This window comes from Flavimobilis marinus, from assembly GCF_900113055.1.
GTDB classification, from domain to species: domain Bacteria; phylum Actinomycetota; class Actinomycetes; order Actinomycetales; family Cellulomonadaceae; genus Flavimobilis; species Flavimobilis marinus.
The window spans coordinates 123759-141629 of record NZ_FONZ01000003.1 but is presented as its reverse complement, the minus strand read 5'-3'; the positions used below and the strand labels follow the sequence as shown (position 1 = coordinate 141629).

The 17871-nt window shown below is 71.2% G+C and carries 19 protein-coding genes; all 19 read left to right on the top strand.

Annotated features, from left to right (window positions below; genetic code table 11):
* Nucleotides 1–9 precede the first annotated feature (9 nt).
* On the top strand, nucleotides 10–525 hold the full coding sequence (locus BMZ30_RS09315) for a flagellar hook assembly protein FlgD (protein ID WP_093377796.1): 516 nt from the start codon (nucleotides 10–12) through the stop codon (nucleotides 523–525).
* Between the two features lie 27 nt (nucleotides 526–552).
* Complete coding sequence (locus BMZ30_RS09310; protein WP_093377793.1) at nucleotides 553–1728, top strand: flagellar hook protein FlgE; 1176 nt, start codon at nucleotides 553–555, stop codon at nucleotides 1726–1728.
* Between the two features lie 151 nt (nucleotides 1729–1879).
* Entirely contained in the window at nucleotides 1880–2800 is a 921-nt protein-coding gene (locus BMZ30_RS09305; protein WP_093377791.1) for a hypothetical protein, read from the top strand.
* Nucleotides 2801–2957: 157 nt separating this feature from the next.
* Nucleotides 2958–3215, top strand: a complete 258-nt coding sequence (locus BMZ30_RS09300) for a flagellar FlbD family protein (RefSeq protein ID WP_308430772.1) — start codon at nucleotides 2958–2960, stop codon at nucleotides 3213–3215.
* Entirely contained in the window at nucleotides 3216–4001 is a 786-nt protein-coding gene (locus tag BMZ30_RS09295) for a motility protein A (protein ID WP_093377786.1), read from the top strand.
* 16 nt (nucleotides 4002–4017) lie between these two features.
* The gene (locus tag BMZ30_RS09290) at nucleotides 4018–4911 is read left to right on the top strand and encodes an OmpA/MotB family protein (RefSeq protein WP_093377783.1); all 894 of its coding nucleotides are present in this window, start codon (nucleotides 4018–4020) and stop codon (nucleotides 4909–4911) included.
* 2 nt (nucleotides 4912–4913) lie between these two features.
* A complete protein-coding gene (locus tag BMZ30_RS09285) occupies nucleotides 4914–5441 on the top strand; it encodes a flagellar basal body-associated FliL family protein (protein ID WP_093377781.1) in 528 nt (175 codons plus the stop codon).
* A gap of 172 nt (nucleotides 5442–5613) precedes the next feature.
* Nucleotides 5614–6543 carry a flagellar motor switch protein FliM gene (locus BMZ30_RS09280; RefSeq protein ID WP_229828749.1) on the top strand — a complete coding sequence of 310 codons (930 nt, stop codon included), beginning with the start codon at nucleotides 5614–5616 and terminating at the stop codon, nucleotides 6541–6543.
* Complete coding sequence (gene fliN / locus BMZ30_RS09275; RefSeq protein ID WP_093377777.1) at nucleotides 6540–7280, top strand: flagellar motor switch protein FliN; 741 nt, start codon at nucleotides 6540–6542, stop codon at nucleotides 7278–7280. Before BMZ30_RS09280 ends, fliN begins: the two co-directional genes overlap by 4 nt.
* Nucleotides 7280–7813, top strand: a complete 534-nt coding sequence (locus tag BMZ30_RS09270) for a FliO/MopB family protein (RefSeq protein ID WP_093377775.1) — start codon at nucleotides 7280–7282, stop codon at nucleotides 7811–7813. Before fliN ends, BMZ30_RS09270 begins: the two co-directional genes overlap by 1 nt.
* A gap of 53 nt (nucleotides 7814–7866) precedes the next feature.
* Nucleotides 7867–8688 carry a flagellar type III secretion system pore protein FliP gene (fliP, locus tag BMZ30_RS09265; protein ID WP_093378567.1) on the top strand — a complete coding sequence of 274 codons (822 nt, stop codon included), beginning with the start codon at nucleotides 7867–7869 and terminating at the stop codon, nucleotides 8686–8688.
* Nucleotides 8688–8963, top strand: coding sequence for a flagellar biosynthetic protein FliQ (locus BMZ30_RS09260; protein ID WP_093377772.1), 276 nt, complete (start codon nucleotides 8688–8690; stop codon nucleotides 8961–8963). Before fliP ends, BMZ30_RS09260 begins: the two co-directional genes overlap by 1 nt.
* A complete protein-coding gene (gene fliR, locus BMZ30_RS09255; protein ID WP_093377770.1) occupies nucleotides 8963–9727 on the top strand; it encodes a flagellar biosynthetic protein FliR in 765 nt (254 codons plus the stop codon). Before BMZ30_RS09260 ends, fliR begins: the two co-directional genes overlap by 1 nt.
* Entirely contained in the window at nucleotides 9727–10902 is a 1176-nt protein-coding gene (locus BMZ30_RS09250; RefSeq protein WP_093377767.1) for an EscU/YscU/HrcU family type III secretion system export apparatus switch protein, read from the top strand. The genes fliR and BMZ30_RS09250 overlap by 1 nt, the downstream gene beginning before the upstream one ends.
* Nucleotides 10903–11086: 184 nt before the next feature.
* Complete coding sequence (gene flhA / locus BMZ30_RS09245; protein WP_373296869.1) at nucleotides 11087–13144, top strand: flagellar biosynthesis protein FlhA; 2058 nt, start codon at nucleotides 11087–11089, stop codon at nucleotides 13142–13144.
* Entirely contained in the window at nucleotides 13122–14420 is a 1299-nt protein-coding gene (locus BMZ30_RS13760) for a hypothetical protein (RefSeq protein ID WP_177191337.1), read from the top strand. Before flhA ends, BMZ30_RS13760 begins: the two co-directional genes overlap by 23 nt.
* 14 nt (nucleotides 14421–14434) lie before the next feature.
* The gene (csrA, locus tag BMZ30_RS09235; protein WP_093377762.1) at nucleotides 14435–14719 is read left to right on the top strand and encodes a carbon storage regulator CsrA; all 285 of its coding nucleotides are present in this window, start codon (nucleotides 14435–14437) and stop codon (nucleotides 14717–14719) included.
* Nucleotides 14720–14959: 240 nt separating this feature from the next.
* Complete coding sequence (locus BMZ30_RS09230; RefSeq protein ID WP_093377760.1) at nucleotides 14960–17446, top strand: chemotaxis protein CheA; 2487 nt, start codon at nucleotides 14960–14962, stop codon at nucleotides 17444–17446.
* Nucleotides 17446–17871 (top strand): chemotaxis protein CheW, encoded by a 426-nt coding sequence (locus BMZ30_RS09225; RefSeq protein WP_093377757.1) that lies wholly within the window; start codon nucleotides 17446–17448, stop codon nucleotides 17869–17871. Before BMZ30_RS09230 ends, BMZ30_RS09225 begins: the two co-directional genes overlap by 1 nt.

The window sequence follows — 17871 nt, the reverse complement described above, 5'->3', positions numbered from 1 at the left end:
GAGATCCCCATGCCCATCGAGACCCCCGCCGTGTCCGCCACGGCCGGCGCGACGAGCCTCTACACCGGTGCCACGCCCAGCAAGGCCAAGGGTGAGCTCGACAACCAGGCGTTCATGAACCTCCTGGTCACGCAGCTGAAGTACCAGGACCCGTCCTCACCCATGGACACCACCCAGATGATGGCGCAGACGACGCAGCTGACCACGGTCGAGAAGCTCACCACGCTCTCGGACACCATGGTCGACGCGTTCGCCCTCCAGATGCGCTCGTCCGCCGCCCAGTTCGTCGGCCTCGACGTGAGCTACACCAACGCCGAGGGCGCGTCCGTCGTCGGCCGTGCGACGTCGGCGACCTTCGCCGGCGGCGTGCCCAAGCTGACCGTCAACGGCGTGGAGGTCTCCCTCGAGGCCGTCACCGGCGTCGTCGCCGCGACCGCTCAGAAGCCGAGCGGTTCGACCGATAAGTCCGACGAGACTCCTGACCAGGCGCCCGCGCCCGCAGTGCCCGCAGACCCGACCGCCTAGTCCGGCACCACCGAAGGGACCCCCCTCATGCTCCGCTCGCTCTTCTCCGGCATCTCCGGACTCCGCTCGCACCAGACCATGCTCGACGTCACCGGCAACAACATCGCCAACGTCAACACGACCGGCTTCAAGGCGTCCCAGACGCAGTTCCAGGACACCCTCAGCCAGGTGCTGACGAACCCGGGCGGCGCGCAGGCCGGCATCGGTGGCACCAACCCGGCGCAGGTCGGGCTCGGCGTCAAGGTCGCCGCGATCTCCACGAACTTCCAGCAGGGCGCCGCGCAGACGACGAACCGCTCGACCGACATGATGATCTCGGGCGACGGCTTCTTCTCCGTGCAGAAGAACGGCCAGACGTTCTACACCCGCAACGGGTCGTTCGACTTCGACGCGACCGGCCAGCTCGTCACCGCCGAGGGTGGGCTCGTGCGCGGCTGGCTCGCGAACGCCGCCGGACAGATCGACACGGCCGACGGCCTCGCGCCGATCCAGCTGCCCACGACCACGCTCGTCGGCGCCCAGGCGACCACGAACGTCGCGTTCGGCGGGAACCTGCCGTCCGACGTCGCCGTCGGCACGAACCTGGTGCGCGACGTCGAGGTGTTCGACGAGCTCGGGGCCTCCTCCACGCTGACCCTGGCGTTCACGCGGACCGCCGCGGGCTGGAACGTGTCCGGCACGGACGGCGGCGCGCCCGCTACCGGCACCCTGGCCTTCAACACGGACGGCACGCTCGCCACCGGCGGGACGCTCGCCATCGGCGGTCGCAACGTCGACCTGTCCGGCGTGACCGGCTACGCGGCGCTGTCGACCGTCGAGGTCGAGACCGTCAACGGCAACCAGGCCGGCTCGCTGCAGTCCTTCTCGATCAACGCCGACGGCACGATCATCGGTGCGTTCTCCAACGGCACCAAGCAGGACATCGGCCGGATCGCGCTCGCGACGTTCGCCAACCCCGTCGGTCTGCAGAAGGCCGGCGGCTCGCTGTACACGACGAGCGTCAACTCGGGGAACCCGCAGGTCGGCACCGCCGGCACGGGCGGCCGCGGCTCGCTCATCGGCGGCGCGGTCGAGATGTCCAACGTGGACCTGTCGTCCGAGTTCACCAACCTGATCATCGCCCAGCGCGGTTTCCAGGCGAACAGCCGAGTCATCACCACGAGCGACGAGCTCCTCCAGGAACTGGTCAACCTCAAGCGCTAACCCCCAAAGCCGCTGAGTGCATGAAATTGGCGGTGTTTCGCTCCCGAAACACCGCCAATTTCATGCACTCAGCGGGGTGGGGAGGGGAGTTGTGCACAGGTTGGTCTTGGGGGGTGCGGGGGTGGCGCCGTAGCGGGCAGGGTCGCGTGCCATGGGTGCTTCCTTCGCGGCGAAGGAGTTCGAGCCGTTTCGGGTCCAGGCAGGTCTGGACGCTGGCCTGACGCGACATGCCATGCGCGCCAAGCGCTTCAGTGCCCCGACGGCGGGTGTCCGCGCGCCACGGGGTTTCGGCCACACGGTGGCCGAACGCTGCGCATCGATCGCGCTGACGCTTCCCCACCGCGCGGCGTTCAGTCACGTCACTGCGCTGCGCCTGCTGGGTATCGAGGTGCCCTGGCGGCTCGAGAGCGACCAGGCGATCCACGTCGTCGTGCCTACGCGAGCCGACCGCCCGCAGCGGGACGATGTCGTTGCGCACGTGTGCCTCCAGAGATGCCTCGACATCGTCAGCGTCAGAGGCCTGCCGGTCACTTCACCTGCGCAGACGTGGCTGCACCTCGCTGGGCGGCTCGTGCCGGACGACGTCGTCGTGCTGGGTGACGCGATGCTGCGGCGGAAGGAGCCGCACACCACCCTCGCTGAGCTGCGGCGACGGGTCGAGTCGACGCACAAGATGCGCGGCGTCGTCGCCTGCCGTGAGGCTCTGGAGCGGTTGCGCCCAGGGACCGACTCGACGATGGAGACGCGCGCTCGCCTGATTCTGGACGACGCCGGGATCACGGATCTCGCCGTGAACCAGCCCGTCTACGCCGAGGACGGGACGTTCATCTGCCTGCCCGACCTGAGCATCCCGGCCCTGAAGGTGGCCATCGAGTACGACGGCGACATCCATCGCACGGACCCGGCAACGTGGCGGCGCGACGTCGAGAAGCGCCAGGCCATGGCCGAAGCGGGCTGGGTGGTGGTCGTTGCGACGGCCGACGACGTCAACCGCCACCCCGACCGCTTGATCAGGCGAGTCCGCGCCGCCATCCGCCGCCAGTCCGAGCGCCGCAGCACCGTGAGTGCGTGATTTTGGCGGTGTTTCCGCGCGTCCACACCGCCAAAATCATGCACTCAGCGAGTTGGGGTGGGGGCTTATGTCTCGGCGTGGCAGGCCGATAGGGAGGTGAGGGTTCATGGATGGACCCGTGGGACACCTCCAGGGATGGATCGATCAAGTGATAGTCGTGACGCGTCTGAACGGACCGAAGTTCGCGGTCAACCCAGATCTCGTGCAGCGCATCGACAGCGCTCCGGACACGATCCTGACCCTCGTGGACGGCACGAAGTACATCCTTGCGGAGTCCATGAGCGAGGTCATCGAGCTGATCACCGACTTCCGGTCCCAGCTGATCGCCCGCGCCCAGGCCATCCAGACCTCTGACGTCGACGACGTCGCCGCCCCGCAGCTCAGCGTGGTGCGCGCTCAGGAAGAGGAGCGATAGATGGATCCCGCAACCATCGCCGGTCTCGGCATCGCGGTCACCGCGATCGTCGCCGCGATCTTCATCGAGGGCTCGTCCCCGATGTCGATCCTCCTGCCGGCCCCCATGATCCTCGTCCTCGTCGGCACCCTCGGTGCGGCGATCGCCGGCGGCACCATGCGTGACGCCAAGAGCGCCGCCAAGGCCCTGCCCCGCGCGTTCACCGGCAAGCCCAAGGGCAGCGAGGAGGCCATCGCCACGATCGTCTCGCTCGCCGAGCGCGCCCGCCGCGAAGGCCTGCTCGCTCTCGAGGACTCCGCCAAGGACATCGACGACGACTTCCTGCGCGACGGCCTGCGCGGCGCGATCGACGGCACCGACCCCGAGGACCTGCGCGTGATCCTCGAGGACAAGATCGCCGCCAAGCGCGCCGCCGACCGCGTCGGCGCGAACTTCTACACCCAGATGGGTGGCTACGCCCCGACCATCGGCATCGTCGGCACCGTCGTGTCGCTCGTGCACGTGCTCGAGAACCTCTCGGAGCCCGAGAAGCTCGGCCACATGATCGCCGCGGCGTTCGTCGCGACCTTCTGGGGCATCGCGAGCGCCAACATCGCGTTCCTCCCGATCGGCAACCGCCTCAAGCGCCTCTCGGAGCTCGAGTGCGCGCAGATGGAGATCGTCGTCGAGGGCCTGCTGTCGGTGCAGGCGGGCGCCAACCCCCGCCTCGTCGGCGAGCGCCTGCGCAGCCTGGTCCCACCGGACCAGATGGAGAAGCCGGGCAAGAGCGACAAGGCCGCAGCATGAGCGCCGGGGGCGCCCGATGAGCGCCGGCGGGGGCCGTCGCCGCAAGGGCGGGCACGAGGAGGAGCACGAGAACCACGAGCGCTGGCTCGTGAGCTACTCCGACATGATGACCGTCCTCATGGCCCTGTTCGTCGTGCTCTACGCGATCAGCCAGGTGGACGTCGACAAGTACGAGGCCCTGCGCGGGTCCCTCGCCGCGGGCTTCAACGCGGAGAACCCCGCGGTCCTGCCCGACGGCGGTGGCGTCCTTCCCGAGGACAGCCAGGCGCCCAGCACGCAGATCATGCAGGACATCACGCCGGACGCCGCGGTGGGTGTCATGCCCGAGTCGGTCATCGGTGAGGGCGGACCCGACGCCGGGGCGGGCGACGCCGACGGCGCTGCGCTCGCCGCGGCCGAGGCGGAGTGGACCTCCCTGAACGAGGTGCGCGACATGGTCGCCGCAGCCCTCGCGAAGAAGGGCGCACGCGACTCGGTCGACTTCCGGATCACGGAGGAGGGTCTCGTGATCGGCATGATCACCTCCGACGTGTTCTTCGCCAGCGCGAGCAACGACCTGACGAAGACCTCGCGGGTGGTGGTCGACGCGATCGCCCCGCCGCTGCGCAAGATCCCGAACGGCCTCTCGATCGAGGGGCACGCCGACGTCGTCCCTACCGGGTCGCGCGAGAAGACCAACTGGGAGCTGTCCTCGGCCCGGGCCACGACCGTGCTGCGCCGCCTCGTGGAGCAGGGCGACATCAAGGCCACCCGGGTCTCGGCCGTCGGGTTCGGCGACGCGCAGCCCCTCATCAGCAAGACCGACCCCAAGTCCCTCGCGGCGAACCGCCGTGTCGACGTGGTGGTGCTCAGCAGCGCGCCCGAGCGCGTGCGCGAGCTCCTCCCCGTCGTCGAGCAGAGCAGGAGCTGACCATGGCCGTCATCGAGCAGCGAGTCGTCAACGAGCGACCCAAGATCGGCCCCCGCGGGGGCGGCGGTGCCGCGCGCCCCGAGCCCGAGGCCGAGGCCGTCGCCACCCCGAAGAAGTCGAAGAAGAAGCTCGTGGTGATCCTCGGCGTCGTCGTCGTGCTGGTCGCCGCGGCCGCCTACTACTTCCTCGTGCTCAGCAAGGCCGACGCCGCGGCGGAGCCCGTCGAGCCCGAGCCCGGTGCCGTGCACAAGGTCGAGGCGATGAGCATCAACCTGGCAGACGGACGCTACCTGCGCATCGCCGTCGGGCTGCAGCTCACCGTCGACGGCGGGGGCGACGGCCACGGCGGCGAGTTCGACGACTCCAAGGCCCGCAACGCGATCATCGACCTGTACTCGGGCCGCCCTGTCGCCGAGGTCGCGCCCGGCGAGGCCCGGGAGGCGCTGCGCCAGGAGCTGGCCGCGACCCTCGAGGAGAGCTACCACGGCGGGGTGATGGACGTCTATCTGATCGACTTCGTCACCCAGTAGCCGGGCTCGGCCCGGGCCGGCACGGAAGCCGGTCGTTCGCGGCGCCATGGAGGGCGCCACCTCGCCCGTCGACGCCCCCGCGACGACGGTGAACAACTGATGACGCGAATCGGACGATTCGCCGACTCATCGGTTCCTCATACCCGCAGGTGCGGGGCCGATCTTGTCCTCCGTGACGCCCCCCGACACCACGCGCTCCGCGAAGCCCGCCCGCTCCGAGGCCGAGGTCTACGACTTCCGGCGCCCCATGACGCTCGCGCGCGACCACGGCCGCGCGATCGAGATGGCGTCGGAGACCTTCGCCCGCCAGTGGGGCACGCACCTGACGTCGCGGATGCGCATCCTGTGCGGCGTCACGGTCGAGCAGGTCGTGATGCTCCCGTACGACGAGTACATCTCGACGCTGCCCGACCAGACCGCGATGTTCGTCGGCACGGCCGAGGACTCCCGCGCGACCGTCGTGCTGCAGCTGCCGCTCGAGACCACCATGATGTGGATCGACCTCCTGCTCGGCGGCCCTGGCCTCGACGGCGCCGTCGCCGCCCGCGAGCACACGGAGATCGAGACGTCGCTGCTGACGGACGTCGTCCAGGCCAACCTGCACGACCTGCGCTACGCGTTCGCCGCGGTGACGCCGCTCGACGTCAAGCTCAAGGGCCTGCAGTACAGCCCGCAGTTCGCCCAGCTGATCCCGGCCTCCGAGCCGGTCGTCGTGATCTCGTTCAGCGTCACGACCCGCGACCGCGTCGACACGGCGACCCTCATGGTCCCCGGCGACACGATGCTCGAGCAGCTGCGCGCCGGCGAGCAGGCCGACGAGCGCTCGCCGTCCGACCGCGCCGACGCCGAGGTCGCCCACCAGCGGGTGCTCGCCACGATGCAGACCGTCCCGGTCGACGTCAGCGTGCGGCTCAACCCCTTGACCATCAGCCCCAAGGACGTCGTGAACGTCCAGGTGGGCGAGGTCATCCTGCTCAACCACTCTGTGTCGCGCCCCCTCGAGGTGGTCGTCGACGACAGGGTCCTGGCCCACGCAGTCGCGGGGACCAGCGGACGACAGCTTGCGTGCCAGGTTGTGGACTTCGAGGAGAACGAACGATGAAGAAGACCCCGGCCGCCGCGGCCACCACGTCCGGACAGCCACTGCAGGCGGCGCTCGCAGCCGTGCAGCTGATCCCGTCGGAGGTGCCCCTGTCGGTGCGCGCCGCGACCGACGCGGACTCCTTCACGCCGGGCGACCCCGCCGTCGTCGCGACCTTCGTGGGTGGCGTCAGCGCCGACCTCGTCGTGATCGTCGACCAGTCGATCGACCAGGCGCTGCAGGGTGCTGCGGGTGCCGCCGGCGCCACGGTCTCGGTGTCCGACGCCCTGCGTCCCGCGCTGGAGGCCGCCGCTGCGACCCTCGGCCAGGGCGTCCTGTCCGACGTCCGCGTCGGCGAGGGCACCGAGGTCGCGATCCTCGCGGCGGACGAGACCGAGGTCTTCGCGCTCGAGGCCGCCGGTCAGGTGCACGGCTGGTTCGGCGTCCGGGTCCGCCCCGGGAGCCCGACGACGTCCGCCTCGACCGCCCGTTCCGCCAAGGCCTCGGGAGGGGCGACCATGCGCATGCTCTACGACGTCGAGATGACGCTCACCGCGGAGATCGGCCGCGCCAAGCTCCCGGTCCGCCAGGTCCTCGACCTGACGCCCGGCACGATCATCGAGCTGGACCGCGTCGCGGGCAGCCCCGCGGACCTCATGGTCAACGGCCGCCTCATCGCCCGCGGCGAGGTCGTCGTGATCGACGAGGACTACGGCCTGCGCGTCACCGAGATCGTGGAGCAGGGCGAGAACGCCTGATGGACATGGACACCGTGCTGATGGTCGCGCGCGCAGCGTTGTCGCTGGGCGCCGTCCTCGGCCTCATCTGGTGGGCGAACAAGCGTTTCGCCGACTCGGGGGGCGGCCGCAAGAAGGCCGCACGCCGCACGCCCGGCGGGATCGACGTCGTCGGCCGCCAGGGGCTGGGCCCCAAGGTGGGCCTCGCGCTGGTCGAGATCGACGGCAAGCGTCTGCTGCTCGGCGTGAGCGAGCACGGTGTCAACCTCCTGCACACGGGCGACGCCCCGGAGCCCGTCGAGGAGGCGCCGACGTCGCAGGTGCGCGAGACGATCGACCTGTCGGCCCTCGGGGGCGCGCTCGCGGCGGACGGTTCCCTCGTGGTGCCCGACGACGTCGCCTCCCTGGTCCCGGCGGTCGCCTCGGCGACCGAGCAGCGCGAGGAGCGCCCGGGCCCGCTGGCCGCGGGCGGCGTGCTCGACGGCTCGGTCTTGTCGCCCGCGACGTGGCGCCGGACGATCGGCGCCATCCAGGCGCGCACGGCCCGACGGTGATCGCCGCGGTGCCCCGCGGGCGAGCGTTCCTGCTCCTGCTCGCGGTCCTGACGATGCTCGCGGCCGGGTTGGTCACCGCCGCGCCGGCGCACGCCGCACCGGCCGTGGACGCCGTCGCCGTCGCCGACGTCGTGAGCGCGCTGCCCGCCGCGCCCGGTGACCCGACGCCCCCGACGGACCCGACCGCCCCCGACGACCCCGCCGGCGACCCCGGCCTGGTCTCGGTGCACATCGACGGCGACCAGGCGAAGCCCAGCGGCTCCATCACGGTGCTGCTGGCCATCACGGTCCTGTCCGTGGCGCCCGCGCTGCTGCTGATGATGACGAGCTTCACCAAGATCTTCGTCGTGCTGGGCCTGACCCGGAACGCCCTGGGCCTGACGACGGTCCCGCCCAACCAGGTGCTCGCCGGCCTCGCGCTGTTCCTCAGCCTGTTCATCATGGGCCCGGTGCTCACCGAGGTGAACGAGATCGCCCTGCAGCCCTACCTGGCCGGCACGATCGACTTCGGCGGCGCGTTCGAGCTCGCCCAGGCGCCCTTGCGCGAGTTCATGATGGGCGTCACCCGCGAGGACGACATCGCTCTGATGACGCGGATCTCGGAGAACCCCAACCCCGCGGACGCCGAGTCCGTGCCGCTGCTCACGCTCATCCCCGCCTTCATGCTCTCGGAGCTGCGCGCGGCGTTCATCATCGGGTTCGTCATCTTCGTGCCGTTCCTCGTGATCGACCTCGTCGTGTCCTCCGCCCTGATGAGCATGGGCATGATGATGCTCCCGCCCGTGATGATCTCGCTGCCCTTCAAGCTCCTGCTGTTCGTCCTCGTGGACGGCTGGGCGCTGATCATCACCTCTCTCGTGGGGACGTACACCTGATGGACACCACCGCCATCCTCGACATCGGGCTCCAGGCGATGCTCGTCGCCGCCAAGCTCGCCGCGCCGATCCTGCTGACCGCGCTGATCGTCGGGTTCTCCGTGTCGCTGATCCAGTCGATCACCCAGATCCAGGAGGTGACGCTGTCGTTCGTGCCCAAGGCCATCGCCGTCGCCCTCGCCCTCCTGATCAGCGGGCACTGGATGATCTCCGAGATCGTCGCGTTCACCACCGGGCTGTACGAGCGGATCCCCGCGCTCCTCGGCGGCGGCTGATGACCCTGTCGATCGCCCTCGGCACGCTCGAGACCGTCATGCTCGCGGGCGTGCGGATCGTCGCGTTCCTGGTGATCGCGCCGCCGTTCAACCACAAGGCGATCCCGGCGCAGGTCAAGGTCATGCTCGCGCTGGGCCTCGCGATCGCGGTCGCCCCGACGCTCGAGGCCACGCCGTCGTCGTCGACGCCCGCCTACGTCGGCCTGCTCGTCATGCAGGTGGTGATCGGTGCTGCGCTGGGCTTCCTCGTGTCGCTCGTGTTCTCGGCGGTCTCGGCCGCCGGCTCGCTGATCGACCTGTCGGGGGGCTTCCAGATGGCGCAGGGCTTCGACCCGGGCTCGATGGTCAACGGCGCGCAGTTCGCGCGGCTGTTCCACATGACCGCGCTCGTGCTGCTGTTCGCGTCGGGCGCCTACCAGATCGTCCTCGGCGGCCTCGCCCGCACGTTCGACGCCCTGCCGATCGGTGAGGCGCTGAACTTCGCGGCCCTGGGGGAGACCCTCACGGCCGCGCTGACCGGCATGTTCGTGGCGGCCCTGCAGATCGCCGGCCCGCTCGTCGTCGTGCTCTTCCTCGCCGACGCCGCGCTCGGCCTGATCACGCGCGTCGCCCCGGCGCTCAACGCGTTCGTGCTCGGGTTCCCGCTGAAGATCTACCTCACGCTCACGCTCGGGGTGTTCGTGTTCCTCGCGCTGCCGCACGTCGTGGAGTCCCTCACGGGGACCGCGGTGGGCGCGATGCTCGGCCTGGCCGGGGGCGGCTGATGGCCGAGGGCGGGCAGGAGAAGACCGAGCAGGCCACACCGCAGCGGATGAAGAAGGTCCGCGCGGAGGGTGGCCTGTCGAAGTCGCAGGACCTCAGCGCGTGGCTCGGCGTCGGCGCGGCCGTGGTGATGATGCCGATGACGCTCGACCGGGGCATCGCCGCGGCCCGCGAGCAGCTCGACGTGATCCGCGACGTCATCGCCTCGCCCGAGCCTGCGCTCGCGCTGCAGGCGCTGAGCGGCGGGCTCGGCTCGGTGCTGGTGACCCTCGGGCCGATGCTGGCCGCCGTCGTCGTCGCCGCGATCGTCGCCAACGCCGCCCAGGGCGGCGTGCACATCGCGACAAAGAAGCTCAAGCCGACGTTCAAGCAGTTCAACCTCGTCAAGGGCCTCAAGCGGACCTTCGGGGGTCAGGCCCTGTGGCAGGGCGTCAAGGCGCTGCTCAAGACGGCGGTCGTCGGCGGCGTGCTGTACATCGCGGTGCAGGACCTCATCCCGGCGCTGATGACGGCGGGCGGGATGTCGATCTCGTCGATCATCACCGTCGCCGGCGGGGGCTTGCGGGCGCTGCTGATCTGGGCCGTCGTCGCGGGCATCGTGCTCGCAATCATCGACGTGCTCGTCGTGATCAAGCGGAACCGCAAGCAGACCAAGATGTCCAAGAAGGAGGTCATGGACGAGCACAAGCAGTCGGAGGGCGACCCGCAGATGAAGGGCGCCCGCCGCTCGCGCCAGCTCGCCGCGAGCCGCAACCGCATGCTCGGCGCGGTCGCGGACGCCGACGTCGTCGTCGTGAACCCCACCCACGTGGCCGTCGCCCTGCGGTACGAGCCCGGCAAGGGCGCGCCGCGGGTGGTTGCGACCGGCAAGGGGCACGTGGCCACGCGCATCCGCGAGGAGGCGGCCGCGCACCACGTCACGATGATCGCCGACGTCCCCCTGGCCCGCGCGATCCACGGCGCCTGCAAGCCCGGCGACGAGATCCCCGCGGAGCTGTTCATGGCGGTCGCGCAGGTGCTCGCGTTCGTGATGTCGCTCAAGCGGCGCGGCTCCGGCCAGGGCAAGTTCACGATGCCGCGCCCCGTCGAGGTGCCCCCGGTGCCCGACGCCGCGACGCGCGCCCGCCAGGCCCGCGAGGCCCGAGCCCGAGCCCGAGCCCAGGCGATGGCCGCATGACTGCCCCCCACCCCGCCCCCACCCCCCACCAGGACCCCTCCGCTGAGTGCGTGATTTTGGCGGTCAAATCGGTCAGAAACACCGCCAGAAAGACGCACTCACGGGGGTGGGCGGTCGATGGGAGGGGTGCGGCGCGCAAGACGGTCGGTGCAGGTCAGAGGATTCAGGACAGCTGGAGGACGTGTTGAAGAAGGTCGGACTCGGCGGGCTCGCCGTCCCTCTCGGGGTCGTCGGCATCGTCATGCTGCTCGTCGTGCCGCTGCCCGCAGCGCTGCTCGACGTCCTGATCGTCGTCAACGTCACGTTCTCCCTGGTCATCCTGCTGACCAGCATGTACGCCAAGCGCCCGCTCGACTTCTCGGTGTTCCCCTCGCTGCTGCTGATCGCCACGCTGTTCCGGCTCGGCCTCAACGTCGCCTCGACGCGGCTGGTGCTGCGCGACGGCTACGCGGGCGAGGTCATCAACGCGTTCGGCCACTTCGTGGTCGGCGGCTCGCTGATCATCGGTCTCGTCATCTTCCTGATCCTCGTGGTCATCCAGTTCGTCGTCATCACCAACGGTGCGGGGCGTGTGGCCGAGGTCGGCGCCCGGTTCACGCTCGACGCGATGCCCGGCAAGCAGATGGCGATCGACGCCGACCTCAACGCCGGCCTGATCACCGAGGAGCAGGCGCGCAACCGCCGCGCGGAGATCTCCGCGGAGGCCGACTTCTACGGCGCGATGGACGGTGGCTCCAAGTTCGTCAAGGGCGACGCGATCGCCGGCATCGTCATCACCCTGATCAACCTCGTGGGCGGCTTCGCGATCGGCATGGCCCAGCGCGGCATGAACGCCGGCGAGGCCATCGAGACCTACGCGATGCTGACGATCGGCGACGGCCTGGTCACCCAGATCCCCGCGCTGCTGCTCAGCACCGCGACCGGCCTGATCGTCACCCGCGCGACCGCCGAGGACGACCTCGGCACCGCCGCGAGCAAGCAGCTCACGCAGTCGCGCACCGCGCTGGTCATCGCCGGCGTCGCCTCGATCGGCCTCGGCCTGCTGCCCGGCATCCCCAAGCTACCGTTCTTCCTGGTGGGCATCGGCCTGCTCATCGCCGCGCAGCAGGTCAAGACGCGCGACGCCAAGGCTGCGGCCGACGCCGAGCTCGTCGCCGTCGAGGACACCGCCGCCGCCCGCCCGGACGCGACCGAGCAGCTGATCGAGGAGATGCGCGTGCACGCCCTCGAGATCCAGCTCTCCCCGGACCTCGTGGACCTGGTCCGCCCCGGGGCCGACGACGACCTCCTCGGCCGGATCCGCCAGCTGCGCCGCAAGATCGCGCTCGAGCTCGGCATGGTGGTACCGCCGGTGCGCACCCGCGACTCGGTCGAGCTGCCGCTGGCCACGTACGTGCTGCGGGTCGCCGGCGTCGAGGTCGGCCGCGGCACCCTGCCTGCGGGCCGCGTCCTGGCGCTCGGGGACGACCTCGCGTCGCTGCCCGGAGAGGAGAGCCGCGAGCCCGTGTTCGGCCTGTCGTCCAAGTGGGTGCCCGCCGAGCTGCGCTTCGCTGCCGAGATGGCCGGGGCGACCGTCGTCGACCGGGTCTCGGTCCTGATCACGCACCTGAGCAACGTCGTCACCCAGCACGCTGACCGCCTGCTGTCCCGCGAGGACGTCCGCGTCCTGACCGAGGGCGTCAAGGCCGTCAACCCGTCCGCGGTCGAGGAGCTCGTGCCCGGGCTGCTCAGCCTCGGCGAGGTGCAGCGCGTGCTGCAGGGACTGCTCACGGAGGGCGTGCCGATCCGCGACCTGTCGCGCATCTACGAGGCCCTGACGCTGCGGGCGAAGAGCTCGACGGCGCCCGACGGCCTGATCGAGGCCGCCCGCCAGGCCCTCGCGCCCACGCTCACGGCCCAGCACGCCCGCGACGGGGTGCTGCGTGTCCTCACGCTCGACCCGACGCTCGAGCACGCGCTGCTCGAGGGCCTGCACCCGACCGAGGGTGGGAGCCAGATCCTGCTCGACCCGTCGCGGCTCGAGGCGATGATGCGTTCCTTCGGGGCGCTGCGCACCGACGCGGAGAACCGGGGCTGGACGCCCGTGCTGGTCTGCGCCCCGGCGCTGCGCTCCGCGCTGCACCACCTGGTGGCCATGCAGCACGGCGAGAGCCCCGTGCTCTCGTACTCTGAGGTGACGGGTTCAGGCCTGCGGGTCGAGACGGTGGGAGTGGTGCGCGATGCCGAGGCAATTGCTGCTTGAGGGTAGCGACCTCGACGCGCTCGTGCGTCAGGCCCGGGCCGAGCTCGGCCCGGGCGTGAAGGTGGTCAAGGCCGAGCGCGTGCGCGAGGGCGGCTTCGGGGGGTTCTTCGCCAAGGAGCGCTTCGAGCTCACGGTCGAGGTGCCCGACGACGTCCCGGCGCGCGGCGGAGCGGTGCGCGGCCAGGCGGGGGGCATCGACGCGCTGCTTGCTGCGGCCGACGCCGCTGACGTCAGCGGGCACGGCGTGGGCGGGGTTCCCGGTGCTCGCGGGCCCGCGGACGCGTTCGCGTCGGTGCTCGACTCGGTGCGTCAGCTCGCGCAGGGCATCGACGTCGGGGTCGGCGGGCCTGCCTCGCCGGTGCCGCCGGTCGCCCCGCGGCGCTCGGCGGCCGAGGCGGCCGACGACGTGATCGACGTCGTCGAGCTGGGCGAGGTGCCCGTGTCGGTCGCGCCCGCGCCCGCGGCGGTGCAGCCGCCCGCGGCGGCGCCGGCCAAGCCCCGGGCCAAGCAGAAGACCCAGCAGCCCAAGCTCCAGCAGCCCGCGGCGGAGCCGGCCGGCGGCGACGACGTCCGGTTCACCGCGATGCACGCGACCGTCGTGACGTCCCGCCGCGGCGCGACCGCCGACGAGCTCGCGACGATCGGCATGCCCGACGCGCTCGTGGCCGCGCTGCGCTCGCGGGTGCCGTCGGGCACCCGCTTCACGCTCTCGGAGGTGCTCTCCCAGGTGCCGCGCGCCCCGGAGGTGCTGCGCCGGCCCGGGAGCGTCGTCGTCGTCTCGGGGAAGGGCACGGCAGCGACGGAGGCCGCCCACGTGGTGGCGCGGCGCATGGGCCTGACCGACGACCGCATCGCGCTGGCCGGGGAGTTCGCCGCGGGGGCCAAGCACCAGTGGGTCACGACGCCCGCGACCGCGCGCCGGCTCGCCGAGGAGGCGCGCAGGAGCGGTGAGCCGCTGCTCGTCGCGCTGACGGTGGGCGCGGGCAGGTTCGACGAGGCCGAGGCAGCCGACCTGGTCGGCGCGCTGCAGCCGGACCAGGTGTGGGCGGCCGTCGATGCCGACCGGGCGCCCGAGGACACGCGGCGCTGGATCGCGGCTCTCGAGCGCACGCGTCCGGTCGACGCGCTCGCGGCGCGGGGGGTGGCCGAGACGTCCCGGCCCGGAAGCATCCTGACGCTCGGCGTACCCGTCGGTCTGCTCGACGGTCTGGTCGCCTCGGCGCCCGTCTGGGCCGCGATGCTGAGCGAGCGGCTCGATGATCCCGTGTGGGACTGAGGTAGTCTCGGCCCATGCTGGTGCTGAGTCGGAAGGTCGGGGAGAAGCTCCTCATTGGCGACGACATCGTCGTGACCATCATCGACTCGCGCGGTGACGGAGTCCGGATCGGGATCGACGCGCCCCGGTCCATGAAGGTCCACCGCGCCGAGGTCATCGAGGCCGTGCGCGAGGCGAACCGCGAGGCCACCGACGCGGACGACGCCGCTGAGCAGCGCCTGCGGGACCTGCTCAGCCGCCGCGACGCGGACACCCCGGAGCCCCCTGCGCCCGGGACCCCGCCGGCCACTGACGCCTGACCGGGTCGCCACTAACTTCACCCGCACCGCCTCCTGCGCGCTCCACGCGCGGTCGAGTGCCCTGTTTCTGCGGTCGAGTGCCCCGAATCAACCGGCATGTCGGACATGCGGCGGCAGTCCTGGCGCACTCGATCATCGGAATCCGGGTGTGCGCGGCTGGGTGCGGCTCATATCGTGCGCGAACGCGCCGATATCTCTGGTGACGAGGCCTGACGGCCTCGCCTGGAGAGAGGGAATGCCATGGATGGCGTTGACGAGATCGTTCGTGAGTTTCTCATCGAGAGCTACGAGAACCTGGACCAGCTGGACCAGGACCTCATCGCGCTCGAGGGCAACCCGACGTCGCGGGACCTGCTGAGCAGCATCTTCCGCACGATCCACACGATCAAGGGCACGAGCGGGTTCCTCGCGTTCGCGAAGCTCGAGGCCGTGACCCACGTGGGCGAGAGCCTCCTCGTCGAGCTGCGTGACGGGCGCCGCCACATGGACCAGCGGACCACCGACGTCCTGCTCGCCATGGTCGACACCGTCCGCCTCATCCTCACGTCCATCGAGCAGCAGGGGTCCGAGGACGCCGTAGCGACCGACGACGTCGTCGCCCGCATCCAGCGCACGCTGGACAACGTTCCCGAGCCCGACGACGCCCCCGCCGCCGCGCCCGTGGCCGAGCCCGCCGCCGTCGAGACCGAGCCGGCCCCCGCCGCGCCGGCGAACAAGAAGGTCCGCGCGAAGACGACGGACACGTCCCCGACCGAGGAGGCCGCCGTCGTGGCTGCGCCCAAGAAGATCGTTCCCCGTCGCCGCGCCGCTGCGGCGACCCCGGGGGAGACCGCCCCGAGCGTCACCGCTCCGGTCGAGCCCACCGCCGTCGAGCCCACTGCGGTCGAGACCACCGCCGTCGAGCCCGACGTCGCCCCGGCGGCGCCCGTCGCCCCGGCGCCCCCCGCGGCAACACAGCCGGCGCCGACGGCCACGCCCGCGAGCGCCCCGGCAGCCCCGGCCGCGGCCGAGCAGTCCCAGGCCGTGCGGTCGTCGAGCGACTCCTCGATCCGCGTCGACGTCGACCTGCTCGACGAGCTGATGCGCCAGGTGGGCGAGCTCGTGCTCGTCCGCAACCAGATCGCCCAGCTCGCCGGTCCTGACGCGAACCCGGACCTCACGCGGTCCTCGCAGCGCCTGTCCCTGATCGCGACCGAGCTGCAGGAGGGCGTCATGAAGACGCGCATGCAGCCGATCGACCACATCTGGAACAAGATGCCGCGCATCGTGCGCGACCTCGCGTCGGGGTTCAAGAAGCAGGTCGAGCTGGAGATGATCGGTGGCGACACCGAGCTCGACCGCAGCCTGCTGGAGTCCGTCAAGGACCCGCTCACGCACCTGGTGCGCAACGCGGTCGACCACGGCATCGAGATGCCGGACGTCCGCGAGGCCGCGGGCAAGACGCCGGCGGGCACGCTGACGCTGCGTGCCTACCACGCCGGTGGCCAGGTCATCGTCGAGGTGCGCGACAACGGCAAGGGCATGGACCCCGACGTGATCGCGGCCAAGGCGCTCGAGCGCGGCCTGCGCACGTCGGAGCAGCTCGACGCGATGTCGACCGCCGAGATCCTCAACATGGTCTTCCTGCCCGGCTTCTCGACGGCGGCTGTGGTCACCAACGTGTCCGGCCGTGGCGTGGGCATGGACGTCGTCCGCAGCAACATCGAGTCGATCGGTGGCCAGGTCGAGGTCGAGTCGGAGAAGGGCTCGGGCACCGTCTGGCGCCTGCGCATCCCGCTCACCCTCGCGATCATGCCGGCGCTGACCGTGGCGTCGGGCCAGGAGATCTACGCGATCCCCCAGGTGAACCTCCTCGAGCTCGTCGCGCTCGACACCACGCGCACCGCCGAGGCGATCGAGCTGATCAACTCCGCCGAGGTGTACCGCCTGCGCGGCGACCTGCTGCCGCTCGTCCGGCTCACCGACGTCCTCGGCACCACGAGCGACCGCGACGGCTCGATGGTCATCGCCGTGCTGCGGGCGGACAACCAGCGGTTCGGCCTCGTCGTCGACCGCGTGCTGAACAACGAGGAGATCGTCGTCAAGCCGCTCGCCTCGCAGCTCAAGGGCACGGGCACGTACGCGGGCGCCACCCTCATGGGAGACGGCCGCGTGGCGCTGATCCTGGACGTCCAGGCGATCGCGCGCCGGTCGCTCGTCGGCGAGATCGGCGACGTCGCGGCCGACGCCGCCCGCGCGCAGGCGGTCCAGGAGGTCGACGGCGAGGACCTGCTCGTCGTGGGCATCGGCGACGGGCGCCGGGCGGCGATCCCGCTCGAGGCCGTCACGCGCCTCGAGCAGATCTCCACCGACCGGATCGAGATCCTCGGCAACCGCGAGGTGCTCCAGTACCGCGGGGCGATCCTGCCGGTCATGCGGCTGCCCGAGGCCCTGGGGGCGATGGGCAACCACGCGGCCACCGAGCTGCCGATGGTCGTCTTCAGCCGCGGCAACCACAACGTCGCGATGGTCGTCGGGGAGATCCTCGAGATCGCCAACGACCGCGGCGCCGAGCGCCGCCCGAGCGACGCCTACGGCAGCACGGGCCTCGTGGTCCTCGGCGGTCGCGTCACCGAGGTCGTCGACCTCCACACGCTCCTGCAGTCGGCAGACCCCGACTACTTCGAGGAGGACTTCGACTCCGAGTCCTTCCTCGCCTCCTTCGACGCAGGGATGGTGCACGCCTGATGGCTGGCCAGTACGTGACCTTCAAGATCGCCGACGCCACCTACGGCGTCCCCGTGATGCACGTCCAGGAGACCCTGGGACACCAGGCGCGCACGTTCGTGCCGCAGGCGCCCCGCGGGGTCGCCGGGCTCGTGAACCTGCGCGGCCAGGTCGTCCTGACGCTCGACCTGCGCCCCCGGCTGGGTCTGCCGGCCCTGCCGCCCGAGGCGGAGCCGATGATGGTCGTCGTCGAGGTCGACGGGGAGGCCGTCAGCCTTCTGGTCGACTCCGTGGGCGAGGTCCTCGAGGTCGCCGACGCGCAGTTCGAGGGCGTGCCCGACACCCTCGACCCGGCGGTGCGCGACCTGATCGTCGGCGTCTACAAGCTCGAGCAGGGTCTCCTGCTCGCGCTCGACATCCGGGCCGCGGCCGCGGTCACGGTCTGA